The organism is Mesorhizobium sp. P5_C1 (assembly GCF_054049815.1).
In genome coordinates, this window is record NZ_JBFULQ010000084.1 from 1 (window position 1) to 17,038 (window position 17,038).

17 protein-coding genes and 1 pseudogene are annotated in these 17,038 nt (G+C 63.6%); 10 read left to right on the forward strand and 8 right to left on the reverse strand.

Annotation, left to right across the window (positions count from 1 at the left end):
* The 6 genes from ACXJ7R_RS09735 to mdh form a co-directional block, all read right to left on the reverse strand.
* Positions 1-2,882: 2-oxoglutarate dehydrogenase E1 component (locus ACXJ7R_RS09735; protein WP_457151650.1), on the reverse strand; the 2,882-nt coding region annotated here is incomplete at its 3' end.
* A gap of 129 nt (positions 2,883-3,011) precedes the next feature.
* Complete coding sequence (gene sucD / locus ACXJ7R_RS09740) at positions 3,012-3,914, reverse strand: succinate--CoA ligase subunit alpha (protein WP_457151651.1); 903 nt, start codon at positions 3,912-3,914, stop codon at positions 3,012-3,014.
* Between the two features lie 14 nt (positions 3,915-3,928).
* Positions 3,929-4,426 (reverse strand): DUF1579 family protein, encoded by a 498-nt coding sequence (locus ACXJ7R_RS09745; RefSeq protein ID WP_457151652.1) that lies wholly within the window; start codon positions 4,424-4,426, stop codon positions 3,929-3,931.
* A gap of 2 nt (positions 4,427-4,428) precedes the next feature.
* On the reverse strand, positions 4,429-4,800 hold the full coding sequence (locus ACXJ7R_RS09750; RefSeq protein ID WP_457151653.1) for a cupin domain-containing protein: 372 nt from the start codon (positions 4,798-4,800) through the stop codon (positions 4,429-4,431).
* 4 nt (positions 4,801-4,804) lie between these two features.
* Positions 4,805-5,998 (reverse strand): ADP-forming succinate--CoA ligase subunit beta, encoded by a 1,194-nt coding sequence (gene sucC, locus ACXJ7R_RS09755; RefSeq protein ID WP_457151654.1) that lies wholly within the window; start codon positions 5,996-5,998, stop codon positions 4,805-4,807.
* A gap of 30 nt (positions 5,999-6,028) precedes the next feature.
* On the reverse strand, positions 6,029-6,997 hold the full coding sequence (mdh, locus tag ACXJ7R_RS09760; RefSeq protein WP_457151655.1) for a malate dehydrogenase: 969 nt from the start codon (positions 6,995-6,997) through the stop codon (positions 6,029-6,031).
* A 236-nt stretch (positions 6,998-7,233) separates the two neighbouring features.
* Here mdh and ACXJ7R_RS09765 point away from each other — a divergent pair, with 236 nt between their 5' ends.
* The gene (locus ACXJ7R_RS09765; RefSeq protein ID WP_457151656.1) at positions 7,234-7,662 is read left to right on the forward strand and encodes a GNAT family N-acetyltransferase; all 429 of its coding nucleotides are present in this window, start codon (positions 7,234-7,236) and stop codon (positions 7,660-7,662) included.
* A gap of 59 nt (positions 7,663-7,721) precedes the next feature.
* Here the strand turns inward: ACXJ7R_RS09765 and zapE are convergent, their stop codons facing one another.
* Entirely contained in the window at positions 7,722-8,921 is a 1,200-nt protein-coding gene (zapE, locus tag ACXJ7R_RS09770; protein ID WP_457151657.1) for a cell division protein ZapE, read from the reverse strand.
* 86 nt (positions 8,922-9,007) lie between these two features.
* Positions 9,008-9,547, reverse strand: a complete 540-nt coding sequence (locus tag ACXJ7R_RS09775) for a protease inhibitor Inh/omp19 family protein (protein WP_184872609.1) — start codon at positions 9,545-9,547, stop codon at positions 9,008-9,010.
* A gap of 281 nt (positions 9,548-9,828) precedes the next feature.
* Here ACXJ7R_RS09775 and ACXJ7R_RS09780 point away from each other — a divergent pair, with 281 nt between their 5' ends.
* The 9 genes and pseudogenes from ACXJ7R_RS09780 to ACXJ7R_RS09820 all read left to right on the forward strand — a co-directional run.
* A complete protein-coding gene (locus ACXJ7R_RS09780) occupies positions 9,829-10,839 on the forward strand; it encodes an MBL fold metallo-hydrolase (protein ID WP_457151658.1) in 1,011 nt (336 codons plus the stop codon).
* A 75-nt stretch (positions 10,840-10,914) separates the two neighbouring features.
* A complete protein-coding gene (locus tag ACXJ7R_RS09785; protein WP_010912345.1) occupies positions 10,915-11,076 on the forward strand; it encodes a DUF1328 family protein in 162 nt (53 codons plus the stop codon).
* Positions 11,077-11,148: 72 nt separating this feature from the next.
* Positions 11,149-12,033: a diaminopimelate epimerase gene (dapF, locus tag ACXJ7R_RS09790; protein ID WP_457151659.1), complete on the forward strand. Its 885-nt coding sequence runs from the start codon at positions 11,149-11,151 to the stop codon at positions 12,031-12,033.
* Entirely contained in the window at positions 12,033-13,325 is a 1,293-nt protein-coding gene (gene mtaB, locus ACXJ7R_RS09795; RefSeq protein ID WP_457151660.1) for a tRNA (N(6)-L-threonylcarbamoyladenosine(37)-C(2))-methylthiotransferase MtaB, read from the forward strand. The genes dapF and mtaB overlap by 1 nt, the downstream gene beginning before the upstream one ends.
* A 12-nt stretch (positions 13,326-13,337) precedes the next feature.
* Positions 13,338-15,077, forward strand: a complete 1,740-nt coding sequence (gene ftsY, locus ACXJ7R_RS09800; protein ID WP_457151661.1) for a signal recognition particle-docking protein FtsY — start codon at positions 13,338-13,340, stop codon at positions 15,075-15,077.
* A gap of 61 nt (positions 15,078-15,138) precedes the next feature.
* Positions 15,139-15,813 carry a septation protein A gene (locus tag ACXJ7R_RS09805; RefSeq protein WP_095084002.1) on the forward strand — a complete coding sequence of 225 codons (675 nt, stop codon included), beginning with the start codon at positions 15,139-15,141 and terminating at the stop codon, positions 15,811-15,813.
* Positions 15,814-15,885: 72 nt separating this feature from the next.
* Positions 15,886-16,506 carry a pyridoxamine 5'-phosphate oxidase family protein gene (locus ACXJ7R_RS09810; RefSeq protein ID WP_457151662.1) on the forward strand — a complete coding sequence of 207 codons (621 nt, stop codon included), beginning with the start codon at positions 15,886-15,888 and terminating at the stop codon, positions 16,504-16,506.
* A 39-nt stretch (positions 16,507-16,545) separates the two neighbouring features.
* Positions 16,546-16,806 carry an NADPH-dependent FMN reductase gene (locus ACXJ7R_RS09815; protein WP_457151663.1) on the forward strand — a complete coding sequence of 87 codons (261 nt, stop codon included), beginning with the start codon at positions 16,546-16,548 and terminating at the stop codon, positions 16,804-16,806.
* 20 nt (positions 16,807-16,826) lie between these two features.
* Positions 16,827-17,038 (forward strand): annotated as a pseudogene (locus ACXJ7R_RS09820) (NADPH-dependent FMN reductase); the annotation flags it as partial.

Below are 17,038 nucleotides of genomic sequence, written 5' to 3' on the forward strand. Positions count from 1 at the left end.
CGCTGATGCTTGGCATCGATATGCGCCAGCACCCATTCCAGATACGGGTCGATGAACGACCAGGCGCCCATGTTCTTGGGCTCTTCCTGGCACCACACCATCTCCGCATTGCGGAAACGCGACAGTTCCGTAATCAGCGCCTTGGCCGGGAACGGATAGAGCTGTTCGACGCGCAGCAGGTAGATGTCGTTGATGCCGCGCTTCTCGCGCTCCTCGTAGAGGTCGTAATAGACCTTGCCCGAGCACAGCACGACGCGGCGGATCTTCGAATCCTTGGTGAGCTTGATCGCCTGGTTGGGAAGCAGCTGGGCATCGTCCCACAACAGCCGGTGGAACGAGCTTTCTCCCGAGATTTCCGGCAGCGTCGACACCGCCCGCTTGTGGCGCAGCAGCGACTTCGGCGTCATCAGGATCAGCGGCTTGCGGAAGTCGCGCTTCAACTGCCGGCGCAGGATGTGGAAATAGTTAGCCGGCGTCGTGCAGTTCGCCACTTGCATGTTGTCTTCGGCGCAAAGCTGCAGGAAGCGCTCGAGCCGGGCCGAGGAATGCTCCGGTCCCTGGCCTTCGTAGCCATGCGGCAAGAGGCAGACGAGGCCCGACATTCGGAGCCACTTGCGCTCGCCCGACGAGATGAACTGGTCGAACACCACCTGGGCGCCGTTGGCGAAATCGCCGAACTGCGCCTCCCACAAGGTCAGCGCCTTCGGTTCGGCCAGGCTGTAGCCATATTCGAAGCCCAGCACCGCCTCTTCCGACAACATCGAGTTGATGACTTCGTAGCCGGCCTGCGCCGCCGACAGATTGTTGAGCGGGATGTAGCGGGTCTCGTCGCGCTGGTCGTAGAGCACGGAATGCCGCTGCGAGAAGGTGCCGCGTTCGGAATCCTGACCCGAGAGGCGGATCGGATTGCCGTCGAGCAGGATGGCGCCGAAGGCCAGCGCCTCGGCCGTCGACCAGTCGATGCCTTCGCCGGAGTCGATCGCCTGGCGGCGGTTCTCGAGGAAGCGGATGATCGTCTTGTGCGCCTCGAAATCCTTCGGCACCTCGGTCAGCTTCTTGCCGATTTCCTTCAGCGTCTTGACCGGCACAGCGGTCTTGCCGCGCCGCTGTTCGTCCTGGTTGTCGGCCGTGCGCAGGCCCGACCAGGCGCCGTCCAGCCAGTCGGCCTTGTTGGGCTTGTAGCTCTGGCCGACTTCCCACTCGGATTCCAGATGCGCCCGCCAGTCGGCCTTCAGCTGGTCGAGTTCGGCCTGGGTGATGTGGCCCTCGGCGATCAGCCGGTCGCCATAGATCTGCACCGTCGTCTTGTGGGTGCGGATGTTGCGGTACATGATCGGCTGGGTGAAGGCCGGTTCGTCGCCCTCATTGTGGCCGAAGCGGCGGTAGCAGAACATGTCGACCACGACCGGCTTGTGGAACTTCATGCGGAATTCGATCGCCACCTTGGTGGCATGCACCACGGCTTCCGGATCATCGCCATTGACGTGGAAGATCGGCGCTTCGATCATCTTGGCCACATCAGATGGATAGGGCGACGAGCGCGAGAAACGCGGATTGGTAGTGAAGCCGATCTGGTTGTTGATGATGAAATGCAGCGTGCCGGCAACGCGATGGCCGCGCAGGCCCGACAGGCCGAGGATTTCGGCGATCACGCCCTGGCCGGCGAAGGCGGCATCGCCATGCAGCAGCAGCGGCAGCACCTTGGCGCGCTCTTCCAGCGGCACGATTTCCTCGCGGCTGCGGCCGAACAGATAGTCCTGCTTGGCGCGCGCCTTGCCCATCACCACCGGATCGACGATTTCCAGGTGCGAGGGATTGGCGGTCAAGGACAGATGCACCTTGTTGCCGTCGAACTCGCGGTCCGACGAGGCGCCGAGATGGTACTTGACGTCGCCCGAGCCCTCGACCTCGTCGGGGGCGGCCGAACCGCCCTTGAACTCGTGGAAGATGGCGCGATGCGGCTTGGCCATCACCTGGGAGAGCACGTTCAGCCGGCCGCGATGCGCCATGCCGAGCACGATCTCCTTCATGCCGAGCTGGCCGCCGCGCTTGACGATCTGCTCCAGCGCCGGGATCAGCGATTCACTGCCATCGAGGCCGAAGCGCTTGGTGCCCTTGTACTTGACGTCGATGAACTGCTCGAAGCCTTCGGCCTCGACCAGCTTCTGCAGGATCGCCTTCTTGCCGGTGGCGGTGAAGGAAATCTCCTTGTCGGCGCCCTCGATGCGCGCCTGGATCCAGGCCTTTTCCTCCGGATCGGAAATATGCATGAACTCGACGCCCAGCGTCGAGCAATAGGTGCGCGTCAGGATCTCCAGCATCTGCCGGATGGTGCCGAATTCGAGCCCGAGCACATTGTCGAGGAAGATCGGCCGGTCGTAGTCGGCGGCGGTGAAGCCGTAATTCTCTGGCGACAATTCGTTGTAGTCCTCGAGCGGCTTGGCGATGCCGAGCGGGTCGAGATTGGCGTGCAGATGGCCGCGCATGCGGTAGGCGCGGATCATCATGATGGCGCGCACCGAATCGCGCGTCGCCTGGTGCACATCGGCGTCGGAAAGGATGATGCCGTTGGTGACCGCCTTGTCCTTGACCTTCTTTTCCAGGTGCTTCTCGACGATGCCCCAGTTGCCGTCGAGCGCCGACACCAGTTCGCCATTGGCCTGCAGCGGCCAGGAGGGCTTGGCCCAGGAGGCGCCCTTGGCGTTCTTGCGCACATCGCCCGCGTCGTCCTTCAGCCCGGCGAAGAACTCCTGCCATTCGGGATTGACCGAAGCTGGATCGTCCTCATAGGCGGCGTAGAGCGCGTCGATATAGTCGGCGTTGCCGCCATAGAGGAAAGAGGTGAGCGAAAATTGGTCGTTGGCCTGATCTTGTCTTGCCATGTCTCTATCGAAGCCTTGGCTTCGTCTCCTTGTCAGAGCGAATAGTGAGTAGCGAATAGCGAGTAGGGATTTTCCCCAGGTCGCGCCGTTACTCCGTTTCCTATTCGCTATTCACTACTCGCTACTCACTTAACCCTTGATCGCCTCGACCAGCGTCGTGCCCAGCCGCGCCGGCGAGGGCGAAACTCTTATCCCGGCCGATTCCATCGCCGCGATCTTGTCCTCGGCGCCGCCCTTGCCGCCGGAGATCACCGCGCCCGCATGACCCATGGTGCGGCCGGCCGGCGCCGTGCGCCCGGCGATGAAGCCGGCCATCGGCTTCTTGCGGCCACGCTTGGCTTCGTCCTTGAGGAACTGCGCGGCGTCTTCCTCGGCCGAACCGCCGATCTCGCCGATCATGATGATCGACTTGGTCTCGTCATCGGCGAGGAACATCTCGAGCACGTCGATGAATTCGGTGCCCTTGACAGGGTCGCCGCCAATGCCGACGGCGGTGGTCTGGCCGAGGCCGACATTGGTGGTCTGGAACACAGCCTCATAGGTAAGTGTTCCCGAGCGCGAAACAACGCCAACCGAGCCCTTGCGGAAGATGTTTCCCGGCATGATGCCGATCTTGCATTCGTTGGGGGTGAGCACGCCCGGGCAGTTCGGGCCGATCAGCCGCGAGGTCGAACGGTCGAGCCGCGCCTTGACCTTGATCATGTCCATCACTGGGATGCCTTCGGTGATGCAGATGATCAGCGGGATCTCGGCCTCGATCGCTTCCAGGATCGCTTCGGCGGCGCCCGCCGGCGGCACATAGACGACCGAAGCGTTGGCGCCGGTCTTTTCCTTGCCCTCGGCGACGGTGGCGAAGATCGGCAGGCTCTCGCCCTTCGAGCCGGTCCAGGTCTCGCCACCCTTCTTGGGATGGATACCGCCGACCATCTTGGTGCCGTGATAGGCCAGCGCCTGTTCTGTGTGGAACGTACCGGTCTTGCCGGTCAGGCCTTGCACCAGCACCCTGGTGTTCTTGTCGACGAGAATGGACATGGTGGCCCTTTTTCTTAGAAATCGTTGATCGAGGAAGGTGAGACACGGCTGTAGACGCCGCTCACCATGTCTTGCCAGACATCGCTGCCGGCCGGTTGGAACTGCAGTCGCATGCGGTAACTGTCATTGCTGTCGAAATCGTAGGTCACCCGGGCTGACCCGCGCGGCGACGAGCGTAGCAGCGTCAGCGTATTGCCATCCCAGGTGCCTGTTGCCGGTGCGGTCGGCACAAAGCCCATCGAGTCGAATTGATGCATGGTTACGACGCTGCTTTGCTGGTCGAAGCCGAACACGCTGTGCGCGCCGAACGACACCGTGCCGTCGCGGCGCTGGCGATAGCGCTGCACCACGAACAGGCCGCCAAATTCAGCCACGGCAACTGCTTCGGCCGTCGCTGTGGCGGCATCTGTCCATTGCGTGGCCGCCACATCTTCCTCGCCACGCCAAGTGCCGACCAGCGCTTGCAGGCGCTGGTGGTCGGACGAGAGCGAAGAGAAGGAGGCCGCGTTCATGGTCAGAGCCGCTTCAGGTCGGCGACGGTGAGGTCGCTCTTGGCGTTGCCCGTGTTGAGCGTCGTCGCCGGCTCGAACATCAGCACCACCGGTTCCTTGCTGAGCGAACGCGGCCGGTGCTCGACGCCGCGCGGCACGACCATGAAGTCGCCCTCGCCGAGCTCGACCGGACCGTCGCGGAAATCGATGGCAATGCGGCCGCGTAGCACGAGGAAGGCTTCATCCTCATTGTCATGCGCGTGCCAGTCGAAGACCTCGCCGAACTTGGCGACTTTCGCCTGGCTGTCGTTGACGTCGCCGGCAATATGCGGATCGAAGACCTTGTTGATCTTTTGATCCGCCGCCTCGACCAGGTTTATCTTGCGCGGAGGCACCGGATCAGCCCTTCACCGCCGCCACGATCTTCTTGGCCGCGTCGTCGAGATCATCTGCCGACACCACGTTGAGGCCGCTGTCGTTGATGATCTTCTTGCCGAGCTCGGCATTGGTGCCTTCSAGGCGCACCACCAGCGGCACTTCCAGGCCGACTTCCTTGACCGCGGCAATCACGCCCTCGGCGATGATGTCGCACTTCATGATGCCGCCAAAGATGTTGATCAGGATGCCCTTGACCGCCGGATCCTTGGTGATGATCTTGAACGCCGCCGTCACCTTCTCCTTCGACGCACCGCCGCCGACATCGAGGAAGTTGGCCGGTTCGGCGCCATAGAGCTTGATGATGTCCATCGTCGCCATGGCGAGGCCGGCGCCGTTGACCATGCAGCCGATATTGCCGTCGAGCGCGACATAGGCGAGGTCGTATTTCGACGCCTCGATCTCCTTCTCGTCCTCTTCGGTGGTGTCGCGCAGTTCGAGCACGTCGGGATGGCGGAACAGCGCGTTGTTGTCGAACGACACTTTTGCGTCGAGCACGCGCAGCCGGCCATTCTTCATGACGATCAGCGGGTTGACCTCGAGCAGGCTCATGTCCTTCTCGACAAAGGCCTCGTAGAGGATCGGGAACAGCGTATCGCCATCCCGGCCGGCGTCGCCGTCGAGCTTCAGCGCGCCGTTGAGCGCCTTTAGATCGGCCGCTGTGACGCCCTTTTCCGGGTCGATGGCGACGGTGATGATCTTTTCCGGCGTGTCGTGCGCGACCGCCTCGATGTCCATGCCGCCTTCGGTCGAGACGACGAAGGCAACGCGGCCGACCGAGCGGTCGACCAGGATCGACAGATAGAGTTCGCGATCGATGTCGGCGCCGTCTTCGATATAGAGGCGGTTGACCTGCTTGCCGGCCGGACCGGTCTGCTTGGTCACCAGCGTATGCCCGAGCATTTCGTTGGCGTTGGCGACCACGTCGGCCACCGACTTCGCCAGCCTGACGCCACCCTTGGCATCAGGGCCGAGTTCCTTGAACTTGCCCTTGCCGCGGCCGCCGGCATGGATCTGGCTCTTCACCACATAGAGCGGGCCGGGCAGCGCCTTGGCGGCGGCTTCCGCTTCGCTCGCCTTGAACACCGGCACGCCTTCGGCCACCGGCGCGCCAAAGCTCTTCAGCAGCGCCTTGCCCTGATACTCATGGATGTTCATCTTCGATGTCTCCGGGTCGACTGCTGGGGGTTACTTCGAGGCGAGCTGCGGCGCGATCTTGACGCAGGCCTCGGTCAGGCCCTGCACCGTCGCCACCGAAGCGTCGAACATCTTCTGCTCGCTCTTGTTGAGGTCGATCTCGATAATGCGTTCGACGCCGCCGGCGCCGATCACCACGGGCACGCCGACATAGGTGTTCTTGACGCCATACTGGCCGGAAAGATACGCCGCGCACGGCAGCACGCGCTTCTTGTCCTTGAGATAGGCTCCCGCCATCGAGATCGCCGAGGCGGCCGGCGCGTAATAGGCCGAGCCGGTCTTGAGCAGGCCGACGATCTCGGCGCCGCCGTCGCGGGTGCGCTGGACGATCTGGTCGAGCTTTTCCTTCGACGTCCAGCCCATCTTGATCAGGTCGGGCAGCGGGATGCCGGAAACCGTCGAATAGCGGATCATCGGCACCATGGAATCGCCATGGCCGCCGAGCACGAAGGCGGTGACGTCCTCGACCGAGACCTTGAATTCCTCGGCCAGGAAATAGCGGAAGCGCGAACTGTCGAGCACGCCGGCCATGCCGACCACATGGCTCTTGGGCAGGCCCGAGAACTTCTGCAGCGCCCAGACCATGGCGTCGAGCGGGTTGGTGATGCAGATGACGAAGGCCTTCGGCGCATACTTCTTCAGGCCGGCGCCGACCTGTTCCATGACTTTGAGATTGATGCCAAGCAGGTCGTCGCGGCTCATGCCCGGCTTGCGCGGCACGCCGGCGGTGACGATGCAGACGTCGGCACCCTCGATGCCGGCATAGTCGTTGACGCCGGTGAGACGGCTGTCGAAGCCATCGACCGGCGACGACTGCGCGATATCCAGCCCCTTGCCTTGCGGGATACCCTCGGCAATATCGAACAGCACCACGTCGCCGAGATCCTTGAGGCCGATCATGTGGGCGAGCGTGCCGCCGATCATGCCAGAGCCGATAAGCGCTATCTTGTTGCGTGCCATGTCAGGATGTTTTCCCTTTGTCAGTGACGGCGCCCAAGTCCTTGGCGACTTGGTTGGCGGCGTCGAGGAAGAGGCCGGAATGCTGCGAGGAACCCGCGGATTTTCGCCGCACCAAATAGCCTTGGTGCAAGATAAATTCAATCGATTATTTCGGAGCTAGCATTTTCAATCGGTTAGATAGATTGGGATTTACGTAAACGTCAAAGTTTGTAAGCCGACTTGAGGGAATTTACACAATGAAGATGGAAACCCGAAGGCTATTTCCGGGCGATGACGCCCTTGTGATGCAGGTCGCCGAGGACGTCTTCGACGAGCCGGTCATGCCGGATCGGCTGGCAGCCTATCTCCACGAACCTGGCCATTTCATGATCGTGGCGCTCGCCGGCGACGTGGTCGTCGGGCAATGCGCCGCAATCATCCACCGCCACCCCGACAAGGTCAGCGAGCTCTACATAGACGAGGTCGGCGTTTCGCCGGCCTTCCAGCGCCAGGGCATCGCGCGAGACATGCTCGACGCGATGTTTGCGATTGGCCGTGACCATGGCTGCGAGGAGGCCTGGGTCGGCACCGAGCCGGGCAATGTGCCTGCCCGGGCGCTCTATGAGTCGCGCAAAGAGCCGCATGGGCCGGCGGAAGATTTCGTGATGTATCTGTATGCGCTTTAGATCTTTGGCGCCGGCGAGACAGAGGAGGGGCAGGGATCGCGACCTTCCGAAGAACTATCTCAGGCCCGTGCCTGCTCTGCCTCTGGCGCTGCCCTCGCCTTGCGCCGTTCCGCCCAATCCTCCAGCCAGTCGCGGCTTTGCATCTCGATCAGGCGTGATGCCGTGCGTTCGAACTCGAAGACCTCGACCCCGCGTTTGGCTTGATAGAGCTGCGGCGGCGGGGCCGCGGCGCTGACCACCAGCCGCGCATGATGATCGTAGAGCGTGTCGATCAACAGGATGAAGCGCTTGGCCTCGTTGCGCTTGCCTTCGCCGAGCACCGGGACGCGATCGATGAAGATGGTCGAGAAGCGGCCGGCGATTGCCAGGAAATCGCGGGCGCCAAGCGGCTTTTCGCAGAGATCGGCGAAGGAAAACCGCGCCGCGTCGCCGGCGGCAGCGGGCACCACCACCTGCCGTCCCTTGAGGGTCAGCGAGGTCTCGGCCGTCGGCACGCCGCGCGTCATGGTTTGCCAGGCCTCGTCGAGCATCTCGTCGGCCGTCGCATCGGCCGGCGTGACATAGACCGGCGTGCGGACGAGCTTTTCCAGCCGGTAGTCCTTGTCGGCGTCGAGCGACAGCACCCGCGCATGCCGCTCCAGGATACCGATGAAAGGCAGGAAAAGCTGGCGGTTCAGGCCGTCACCATAGAGATTCTCCGGCGCCACGTTCGAGGTGGCGACCAGCACCACGCCGCTGGCAAACAGCGCCGAAAACAGCCGCGACAGGATCATCGCGTCGGCAATGTCGGTGACCGAGAACTCGTCGAAGCACAGCACCCAGGCCTGCTCGGCAAGCGCCTTGGCCACCGGCGGAATCGGGTCGTCCTCCTTGACCGAGCCATCCTTGCGCGCCTGCCGGTGCTTCTGGATGCGGTCCTGCACATCGGCCATGAAGTCGTTGAAATGGACGCGGCGCTTGCGCCGCACCGGCAGCAATTCGAAGAACATGTCCATCAGCATGGTCTTGCCGCGGCCGACCCCGCCATGGATGTAGAGGCCTTTGACGGCCTCATGTGTCTCGCGCTTGCGGGCAAAAAGCCAGCCAAGCGCGCTGGACTTGTGCGCCAGCCGCTTGGCCGAAATCTCGTCGGTCAGCCGGTCCAGCGCGGCGGCGATCCGTTCCTGCGCCGGATCGCGTTCGATCGCACCGGTTTCCACCAGATGGTCGTAGCGCTGCCTGACGGTCGCATGGGTCTGGAGGCCGTCACGCAGATGCATCGGTCACGTCGTTGTCGAGCAATTCCAGGAAGGGTGTGTAGCGTTTTCCGTCCGGAATTGCGTAAGAACAAATAAGGGGCGGTCGCCTACCTTGTAAGCGAAATCGCCTGGCCGTTGGAAGTCTGGCCGTCGAATTTCGATCCGCCCGACGAATAGAGCCGTGCCAGCGCGCCGCCATTTTCGTCATAGAGCGTCAGCTGCTTGCCGGCGACATTCCACGACTTGATGCCGTCGATCGGTGCCGGGCAGTGCAACGGCCCGGCGCGGAAGCCGGCGCCGAACTTGGTCTGCGGGGTCGCTACCTTGCAGCTCTGGCCCGAAACGCTGGCATTCCAGACACCGGCGACGCTGGCCGCGGTCAGGTCCGCGGCACCGGCGGGCGCCGAGCCGTCCGGCGGCAAGGACGCAACCTGCGTATTCCCAGGCGCGGTCGGGAATTTCGACGGGTCGGTGGCGCCCGGTGCTGCCGGCGGCGGCAGCTGATTGGCGGTCACCTGGCCGGCCGGTGCCGGCTGCAGCGGTGCCGGCTGCTGGTCGTCCATCGACGAGAACCGTGAGGTCGAACAGCCGCTCGCAACGAGCGCCGCCAGCGATACAGCCACCAGGCCGCTTTTCGAAAAAATCATTCCAACCTCCGTCGGATTCGGCTGGGGGGCGCCGTCCGTACAATCTCACCCCCACCAAGATGGAGAAGGTGGCGAAATTTCAACCCGATATGGTTAAAATACGGTTTGCGGCAAAATTTGTTGCAAATTTATCGCAATCCCGGCGTCACCGGTCGGCTGTCGGTCCCGCCATCGGGATCTGGCCACACCGTACCCAGCCCAAGCGCCCGGCAAGCCAAATGCTTGCGCCGGCCGGCATTGGTCCTATCTCTTGGAAACCGAAACCTGCTGGAGCTGCAAAATTGGCCGCGAGAAAGAGGGCCGCCAACCGCTACTACAGCGGCCCGCCCAGCGATCATTTCGACGGCACCTTGTTCTTCAATCCCGACGGCCAGCCACCCGGCCGTTTCGCCGACCTGCTGAAATGGCAGTTCAGCGGCAAGCGCTCGAAATGGCCGACGCCCACACCGAACCCCTTTCTGCAGATAAAACCGGCGACACGGATCGAAGGCGCAGCACTGCAAGTGACCATGGTCGGTCATTCCACCTTGCTGATCCAGACCGCGGGCCTGAACATCCTCACCGATCCGGTCTGGTCGCCGCGTGTATCGCCACTCTCCTTTGCCGGACCGAAACGGATCAACCCGCCAGGCATCGCCTTCGCCGACCTGCCGCCGATCGACCTCGTACTGGTCAGTCACAACCATTACGACCATCTCGACCTCGCCACGCTGAAGCGGCTGAAGGCCAGTCACGACCCGCTGGTGATCACCCCGCTCGGCAACGATGCGCTGATTGGCGATGCAGTTCCCGGTATGCGGCTGTCGGCGCATGACTGGGGCGACAGGGTCGAGGTAGGCGACCGCGTCGCCGTCCATGTCGAACCGGTGCACCACTGGTCGGCGCGTGGCGCCCGCGACCGGCGCATGGCGCTGTGGGCCGGCTTCGTCATCGAGACGCCGGATGGCAACGTCTATTTCGCCGGCGACACCGGCTTCCACGATGGCATCAACTACCGGCTGATGGCTGAAAAGCATGGCGGTTTCCGTTTCGCCATCCTGCCGATCGGCGCCTATGAGCCGCGCTGGTTCATGGCGCCGCAGCATCAGAATCCGGAAGAGGCCGTGCACGGCATGCAACTGTGCAACGCCGCTTATGCCGCGGGCTGCCACTGGGGCACCTTCCAACTCACTGACGAACCGATCGACGAGCCGGCCCGGAAATTGACCGAGGCGCTCGACGATCAAGGCATCCCGCGGCAGCACTTTCGCGCCTTGCGGCCCGGCGAGGTCTGGGACGTGCCAGCCATCTAGCCGAGCAGCCCGCCAAGGAACCCAAATTGCTAGAACGCGTTGCTTCCCCAACGCAATTTGGCTGGGAGCCTCTCCATGATCAAATGGATCATCATTCTGCTGATCGTCGCCGCGGCGGCGAGCCTGCTCGGCATGCCGGCCCTGGCAGGAGCCGCTGCCACCGGCGCGCGCATCCTCATCGGCATTGTTCTGGTCATCTTCCTGCTGGTGGTGCTCGGCATCTTCGCGGTGACGTAGCCCTGCTGCGCACTGGTAATTCCTGCTCGTTTCCGCCATATAGCGCCAAACGGACACGGAATTCGCGGAGCAATGGCCAGCACTGCCCCTTTCGCCAAGATGAACGGCATCGGCAACGAGATCATCGTTGCCGATATGCGTAGCCGTGCCGATCGGGTGACAGCGGCCGCGGCAATCGCGCTGAACGCCGATACCGCGACCAGGTTCGACCAGATCATGGCGATCCACGACGCCAGGACGCCAGGCACCGCCTTTTTCATCGACATCTTGAATTCCGACGGCTCCAAGGCGCAGGCCTGCGGCAACGGCATGCGCTGCGTCGTCCAGGCGCTGGCCGCCGAGACCGGCCAGAAGAATTTCACCTTCGAGACCATCGCCGGCATCCTCAACGCGCGCGAACATGCCGATGGGTCGATCTCGGTCGACATGGGCACACCGCGTTTCGGCTGGCAGGATATTCCGCTGGCCGAGGAATTCCACGACACCCGCATGATCGAGCTGCAGATCGGCCCGATCGACGCGCCGGTTCTGCATTCGCCCTCGGTCGTCTCGATGGGCAACCCGCACGCCATCTTCTGGGTCGACCGCGACGTCTGGTCCTATGAGCTCGACCGCTTCGGGCCGCTGCTCGAGAACCATCCGATGTTTCCCGAACGCGCCAACATCACCATCGCCGAGGTCACCTCGCACGACACCATGGTCATCCGCACCTGGGAGCGCGGCGCCGGCCTGACCAAGGCCTGCGGCTCCGCCGCATGCGCATCGGTGGTCGCGGCGGCCCGCACCAACCGGACCGGCCGCAGCGTCAGCCTGATGACTCCAGGCGGCGGCTCGCTCCATGTCGAATGGCTTGAAAATGACCACGTCATCCTCACGGGTGCCGCCGAATGGGAGTTTTCCGGCAGCTTCGATCCGTCGACCGGCGCCTGGGCCCGCGACACCGAAAGCGCGGCCTGATGGCCTCCCAGGGTATCGATGTCGTCACCTTCGGCTGCCGGCTGAACACCTATGAGTCCGAGGTTATGCGGCGCGAGGCGGAAAGCGCCGGCCTTGGCGCACTGGAAGGCGGCGCCGTGATCTTCAACACCTGCGCCGTAACCGGCGAGGCGGTGCGTCAGGCCAAGCAGGCGATCCGGAAGGCGCGCCGCGACAATCCCGCAGCGCGCATCATCGTCACCGGCTGCGCCGCGCAGACCGAACCGCAGAATTTCACCGCCATGGACGAGGTCGACCTCGTGCTTGGCAATGAGGAGAAGCTGAAGGCGAACTCCTATCGCGCACTGCCGGATTTCGGTGTCAACGACACCGAGAAGGCACGCGTCAACGACATCTTTTCAGTGCGCGAGACTGCCGGCCACATGGTCGACGCCATCGAGGGCAGGGCGCGCGCCTTCGTCCAGGTTCAGAATGGCTGCGACCACCGCTGCACCTTCTGCATCATCCCTTACGGCCGCGGCAATTCCCGTTCGGTGCCAATGGGCGCCGTGGTCGAGCAGGTCAAGCGCCTCGCCGGCAATGGCTATGCCGAGATCGTGCTGACCGGCGTCGACATGACCAGTTTTGGCGCCGACCTTCCGGGCGCCCCGAAGCTCGGCAAGCTTGTGAAGACCATCCTCAAGCAGGTGCCCGATGTGAAGCGCCTAAGGCTGTCGTCGATCGATTCGATCGAGGCCGACGACGATTTGCTCGACGCCATCGCCACCGAGCCGCGGCTGATGCCGCATTTGCATCTGTCGCTGCAGTCCGGCGACGACATGATCCTGAAGCGCATGAAGCGCCGGCATCTGCGCGATCAGTCGATCCGCTTCTGCGAGGATGTGCGCAAGCTGCGCCCCGGCATCGTCTTCGGCGCCGACATCATCGCCGGTTTCCCGACCGAAACGGATGACATGTTCGAAAATTCGGAAAAGATCGTCGAGGAATGCGGACTGACCCATCTCCATGTCTTCCCGTTCAGCCCCCGCGAAGGCACGCCCGCCGCGCGCATGCCGCAGGTGCGGCGCGAATTGGTCAAGCAGCGCGCCGCCCGGCTGCGCGCCGCCGGTGAAGCTGCGCATCGGCGCCATCTGTCGTCGCTTTCCGGAACCCGCCAGTCGATCCTGATCGAGCGCAACGGTCTTGGCCGCACCGAAGGCTTTACGCTTGCCGCGCTCGGCGCGGGTGTGCCGGGCGAGATCATCGAGGCTGACATCACCGGCCACGATGGTACCAGGCTGATCGCCGTGCCCCTTGCCGCCCGCGCCGCCTGAGAAACGCAAAGCATGGCTGGTTTTTTCAAGAAGATATTTTCGTTCGGCAAGAAAGAAGTGGTCGAGGAGCGCGTCGACGAGACCGCGCCGCTGCCGCCGATCAAATGGGAAGCACTCGATGCGCTGAAGCCGGCCTCCGAACAGGTCGTTCCGGAGTTTCTGAAGCGCGATGAGCCGCAGCCCGAGGCGGAAACTGCGCCGACGCCGACGGTCGAGCCGGAGGTAGTTCCAGCGCCTGAACCGGCGCCTGTCGAGGAACCGGCGCCCGAGCCGGCACCGATCATTCCGCCCGAGCCGGAAATCCAGCCTGAGCCTGCCCCGGTCGAAGAGCCTATGCCGGTTGAACCGGAAACGCCCGTCGAGGAGCCTGCGCCCGAGGAAATCCCGGCCGCGCCTGTGGCGCCCGAGCCGATTCCCGAACCAGAGCGGCCGGAAATCGTCCCGCCGCAACCGCAGATACAGCCGGAGCCTGTGCCTGTTGAAGTGCCGGCGCCACCGGTCGAGGCTCCGGCCGAAACGCCGGCACCCGAAATCCCTCCGGCCGAGATTTCGCCGCCCATTCGCCAGCCGGCTCCGATCGAGCAGCAACCGGTGCGCGCCGAGATCGCGCCGGAGATCCAAGCCGCGCCAGCGCCCCACCCTCCCCTCGATGGGGAGGGTCGCCGCGAAGCGGCGGGGCGGGATGGCAGCGCCGGCGCTGGTCACCCCCACCCCCGAGCTGCGCTCGGGACCTCCCCCATCGAGGGGGAGGTAAAACCAGCTCCCGGCAAGGTGACTGTCACCAAGAAGGTCGAGCAGAAAGCCGAGCCGCAGAAGGCACCGGAACCGGCACCGAGGCGCTCGTGGTTCCAGCGTATGAGGGACGGGCTTGCGCGTTCGTCGCGCGAACTCACCGGCAACATCGCTGGCGTCTTCACCAAGCGCAAGCTGGACGAAGAGACCTTGCAGGACCTGGAGGACGTGCTGATCCGCGCCGACCTCGGCATGGAGACCGCCCTGCGCGTCACCGACGCGCTGGCTTCCAGCCGCTACGGCAAGGATGTCTCGGACACCGAGGTTCGCGCCATCATGGCGGCCGAGGTGGAAAAGGTGCTGGCCCACGTCGCCATGCCGCTGGAGCTCGATCTCTCGCACAAGCCGCATGTCATCCTGGTGGTCGGCGTCAACGGCACCGGCAAGACCACCACCATCGGCAAGCTGGCGGCCAAGCTGACCGATGGCGGCCTGTCGGTGATGTTGGCTGCCGGCGACACGTTCCGCGCCGCCGCGATCGAGCAATTGAAGATATGGGGCGAGCGGACGAAATCGCCGGTCATCGCCTCCAAGCTCGGCGCCGACGCCGCGGGGCTGGCCTATGACGCCTTCGAGAAGGCCAGGGAAGCCGGCTCCGACGTGCTGATCATCGACACCGCCGGCCGCCTGCAGAACAAGACCGAACTGATGGCCGAGCTCGAAAAGATCGTCCGCGTGCTGGGCAAGCTAGACCCGGAAGCCCCGCACACCGTGTTGCAGACGGTCGACGCCACCACCGGCCAGAACGCGCTCAACCAGGTCGAGATCTTCCGCAATATCGCCGGCGTCAACGGCCTGGTGATGACCAAGCTGGACGGCACGGCGCGTGGCGGTATTCTGGTGGCGATCGCGGCAAAGCACAAATTGCCGGTCTATTTCATCGGCGTCGGCGAACAAGTCGACGACCTCGAACCTTTTTCGGCAAGCGAATTCGCCAGGGCGATCGCTGGAGTTGCCTGACAAGCATGTCCCAAAAAGTTGCAGGCTTTTTGGATCAGATTGTGCGTAAGAAAGAAAACCTATGAACCCACCCATTCTCGAACGCGATCCGTCCGATCCGCAAAAGCAGAAGAAGGAAGGCGTCAATCCGCTGCTCAAGCTGGTGCTGGAGCTGGGGCCGTTGATGGTGTTCTTCTTCGCCAATGCGCGCGGCGAGTGGCTGGTGGGGAAATTCCCTGTCCTGGCCGAATTCGGCGGCCCGATCTTCGTCGCCACCGGCCTGTTCATGGCCGCCACGGCAATCGCGCTGATCGCCTCATGGCTGCTGATGCACACCTTGCCGATCATGCCGATGGTGTCCGGCGTCGTCGTCTTCATCTTCGGCGCGCTGACGCTCTATCTGCAGGACGACATCTTCATCAAGATGAAGCCGACCATCGTCAACACGCTGTTCGGCGGCGTGCTGCTCGGCGGCCTCTACTTCGGCAAGTCGCTGCTCGGCTATGTCTTCGATTCGGCCTTCAGCCTCGACGCCGAGGGCTGGAGGAAATTGACCTTCCGCTGGGGTCTGTTCTTCCTGTTCCTGGCCCTTGCCAATGAAGTGGTGTGGCGGAATTTCTCCACCGACGCCTGGGTTACCTTCAAGGTCTGGGGCATCATGCCGATCACGCTTCTGTTTACCTTCAGCCAGATGCCGCTGATCCTGCGCCATTCGCTCGAGGACAAGGCCGGGAAGGAAGAGAAGGCGGGCAAATAGCGCAATTCCAGGAAAAGCGCATAGCGCTTTCCCTCAGGCAATTGCGTCAAACAAAGCTCTGGGGAGAGGGCCATGGAATTCGTCACCACGCGCGATGAACTGAGGACGATCTACAAGACGCCGCGACCGACCGATGGCTCGATCCGCAAGGAATTGAAGACGCTCGACGGCCATTGCCGCTCCTTCATCGGCAAGAGCCCCTTCGTGCTGATTGGCTCGTCCGATGGCGCCGGCAATGCCGATGTGACGCCGAAGGGCGACAGGCCCGGCTTCGCCGCCGTTCTCGACGACAGGACCATCGCCATCCCCGACCGGCCCGGCAACAACCGGCTGGACACGCTGGAAAACATCCTCCTCAACCCGTCGGTCGGGCTGCTGTTCCTCATTCCCGGCATGAACGAGACGCTGCGCGTCAACGGCGACGCGCGCATCACCGTCGACGCGACCTTGCGCGAACAGCTCGCCGTTGACGGCAAGCAACCGCAAAGCGTCGTCGTGGTCTCCGTCAAGGCCGCCTACATGCATTGCGCCAAGGCCTTCATGCGCTCGGATCTGTGGAAGCCGGAAACCTGGTACGATCGCGCGACACTGCCAACGCTCGGACAGATTCTACACGACCAGCTGGCGGTGGCCGATTCGGCCGAGGCGACCGACCGCTGGCTGGACGACGCCTACAAGCAGACCATGTGGTAGGCTTTCGGGACGACGATTCGTCCTGACTGGTTCCAATCCTTGCTGAACTTCCTTGCCATTTCCGGCAGCCTGCGGGCGGCCTCCACCAATTCCGCGCTGGTCGCGGCCCTGGCGCGGAATGCTTCGCCCGGCTGTCGGGTCACAGTCTATGACCGGCTTGGTCGTCTGCCGATCTTCAATCCCGACGATGAGGGCGAGCGGACGCCGCTCGCGGCATCCGAACTGATCGACGCAGTCACTCAAGCCGACGGCGTCATCGTCTCCTGTCCGGAATATGCCCATGGAGTGCCGGGGGGCTGAAGAACGCCCTCGACTGGCTGGTGTCACGCGACGCCGCTGTCGAGAAACCTGCGATGCTGGTGCACGCCTCGCCGCGTTCGCTGTTTGCCCGCGCCGCGCTGACCGAGATCATGCGCACGATGTCGTTTGCGCTTTGCGAAGATGTGCTGGAGATCGCCCTGCTCGGCAAGGAGCCGCCGGAGGTGGAGACCATCCTGTCTAAGCCGGAAAACCGGCTGGCGATGCACAATGC

What these genes read in the sequence shown, in the direction of transcription:
- sucD (WP_457151651.1), bottom strand. Translation starts at nt 3,914, where the DNA reads ATGTCCATTCTCGTCGACAAGAACACCAGGGTGCTGGTGCAAGGCCTG.
- ACXJ7R_RS09745 (WP_457151652.1), bottom strand. Translation starts at nt 4,426, where the DNA reads ATGAACGCGGCCTCCTTCTCTTCGCTCTCGTCCGACCACCAGCGCCTG.
- mdh (WP_457151655.1), bottom strand. Translation starts at nt 6,997, where the DNA reads ATGGCACGCAACAAGATAGCGCTTATCGGCTCTGGCATGATCGGCGGC.
- ACXJ7R_RS09765 (WP_457151656.1), top strand. Translation starts at nt 7,234, where the DNA reads ATGAAGATGGAAACCCGAAGGCTATTTCCGGGCGATGACGCCCTTGTG.
- zapE (WP_457151657.1), bottom strand. Translation starts at nt 8,921, where the DNA reads ATGCATCTGCGTGACGGCCTCCAGACCCATGCGACCGTCAGGCAGCGC.
- ACXJ7R_RS09775 (WP_184872609.1), bottom strand. Translation starts at nt 9,547, where the DNA reads ATGATTTTTTCGAAAAGCGGCCTGGTGGCTGTATCGCTGGCGGCGCTC.
- ACXJ7R_RS09785 (WP_010912345.1), top strand. Translation starts at nt 10,915, where the DNA reads ATGATCAAATGGATCATCATTCTGCTGATCGTCGCCGCGGCGGCGAGC.
- dapF (WP_457151659.1), top strand. Translation starts at nt 11,149, where the DNA reads ATGGCCAGCACTGCCCCTTTCGCCAAGATGAACGGCATCGGCAACGAG.
- mtaB (WP_457151660.1), top strand. Translation starts at nt 12,033, where the DNA reads ATGGCCTCCCAGGGTATCGATGTCGTCACCTTCGGCTGCCGGCTGAAC.
- ftsY (WP_457151661.1), top strand. Translation starts at nt 13,338, where the DNA reads ATGGCTGGTTTTTTCAAGAAGATATTTTCGTTCGGCAAGAAAGAAGTG.
- ACXJ7R_RS09805 (WP_095084002.1), top strand. Translation starts at nt 15,139, where the DNA reads ATGAACCCACCCATTCTCGAACGCGATCCGTCCGATCCGCAAAAGCAG.
- ACXJ7R_RS09810 (WP_457151662.1), top strand. Translation starts at nt 15,886, where the DNA reads ATGGAATTCGTCACCACGCGCGATGAACTGAGGACGATCTACAAGACG.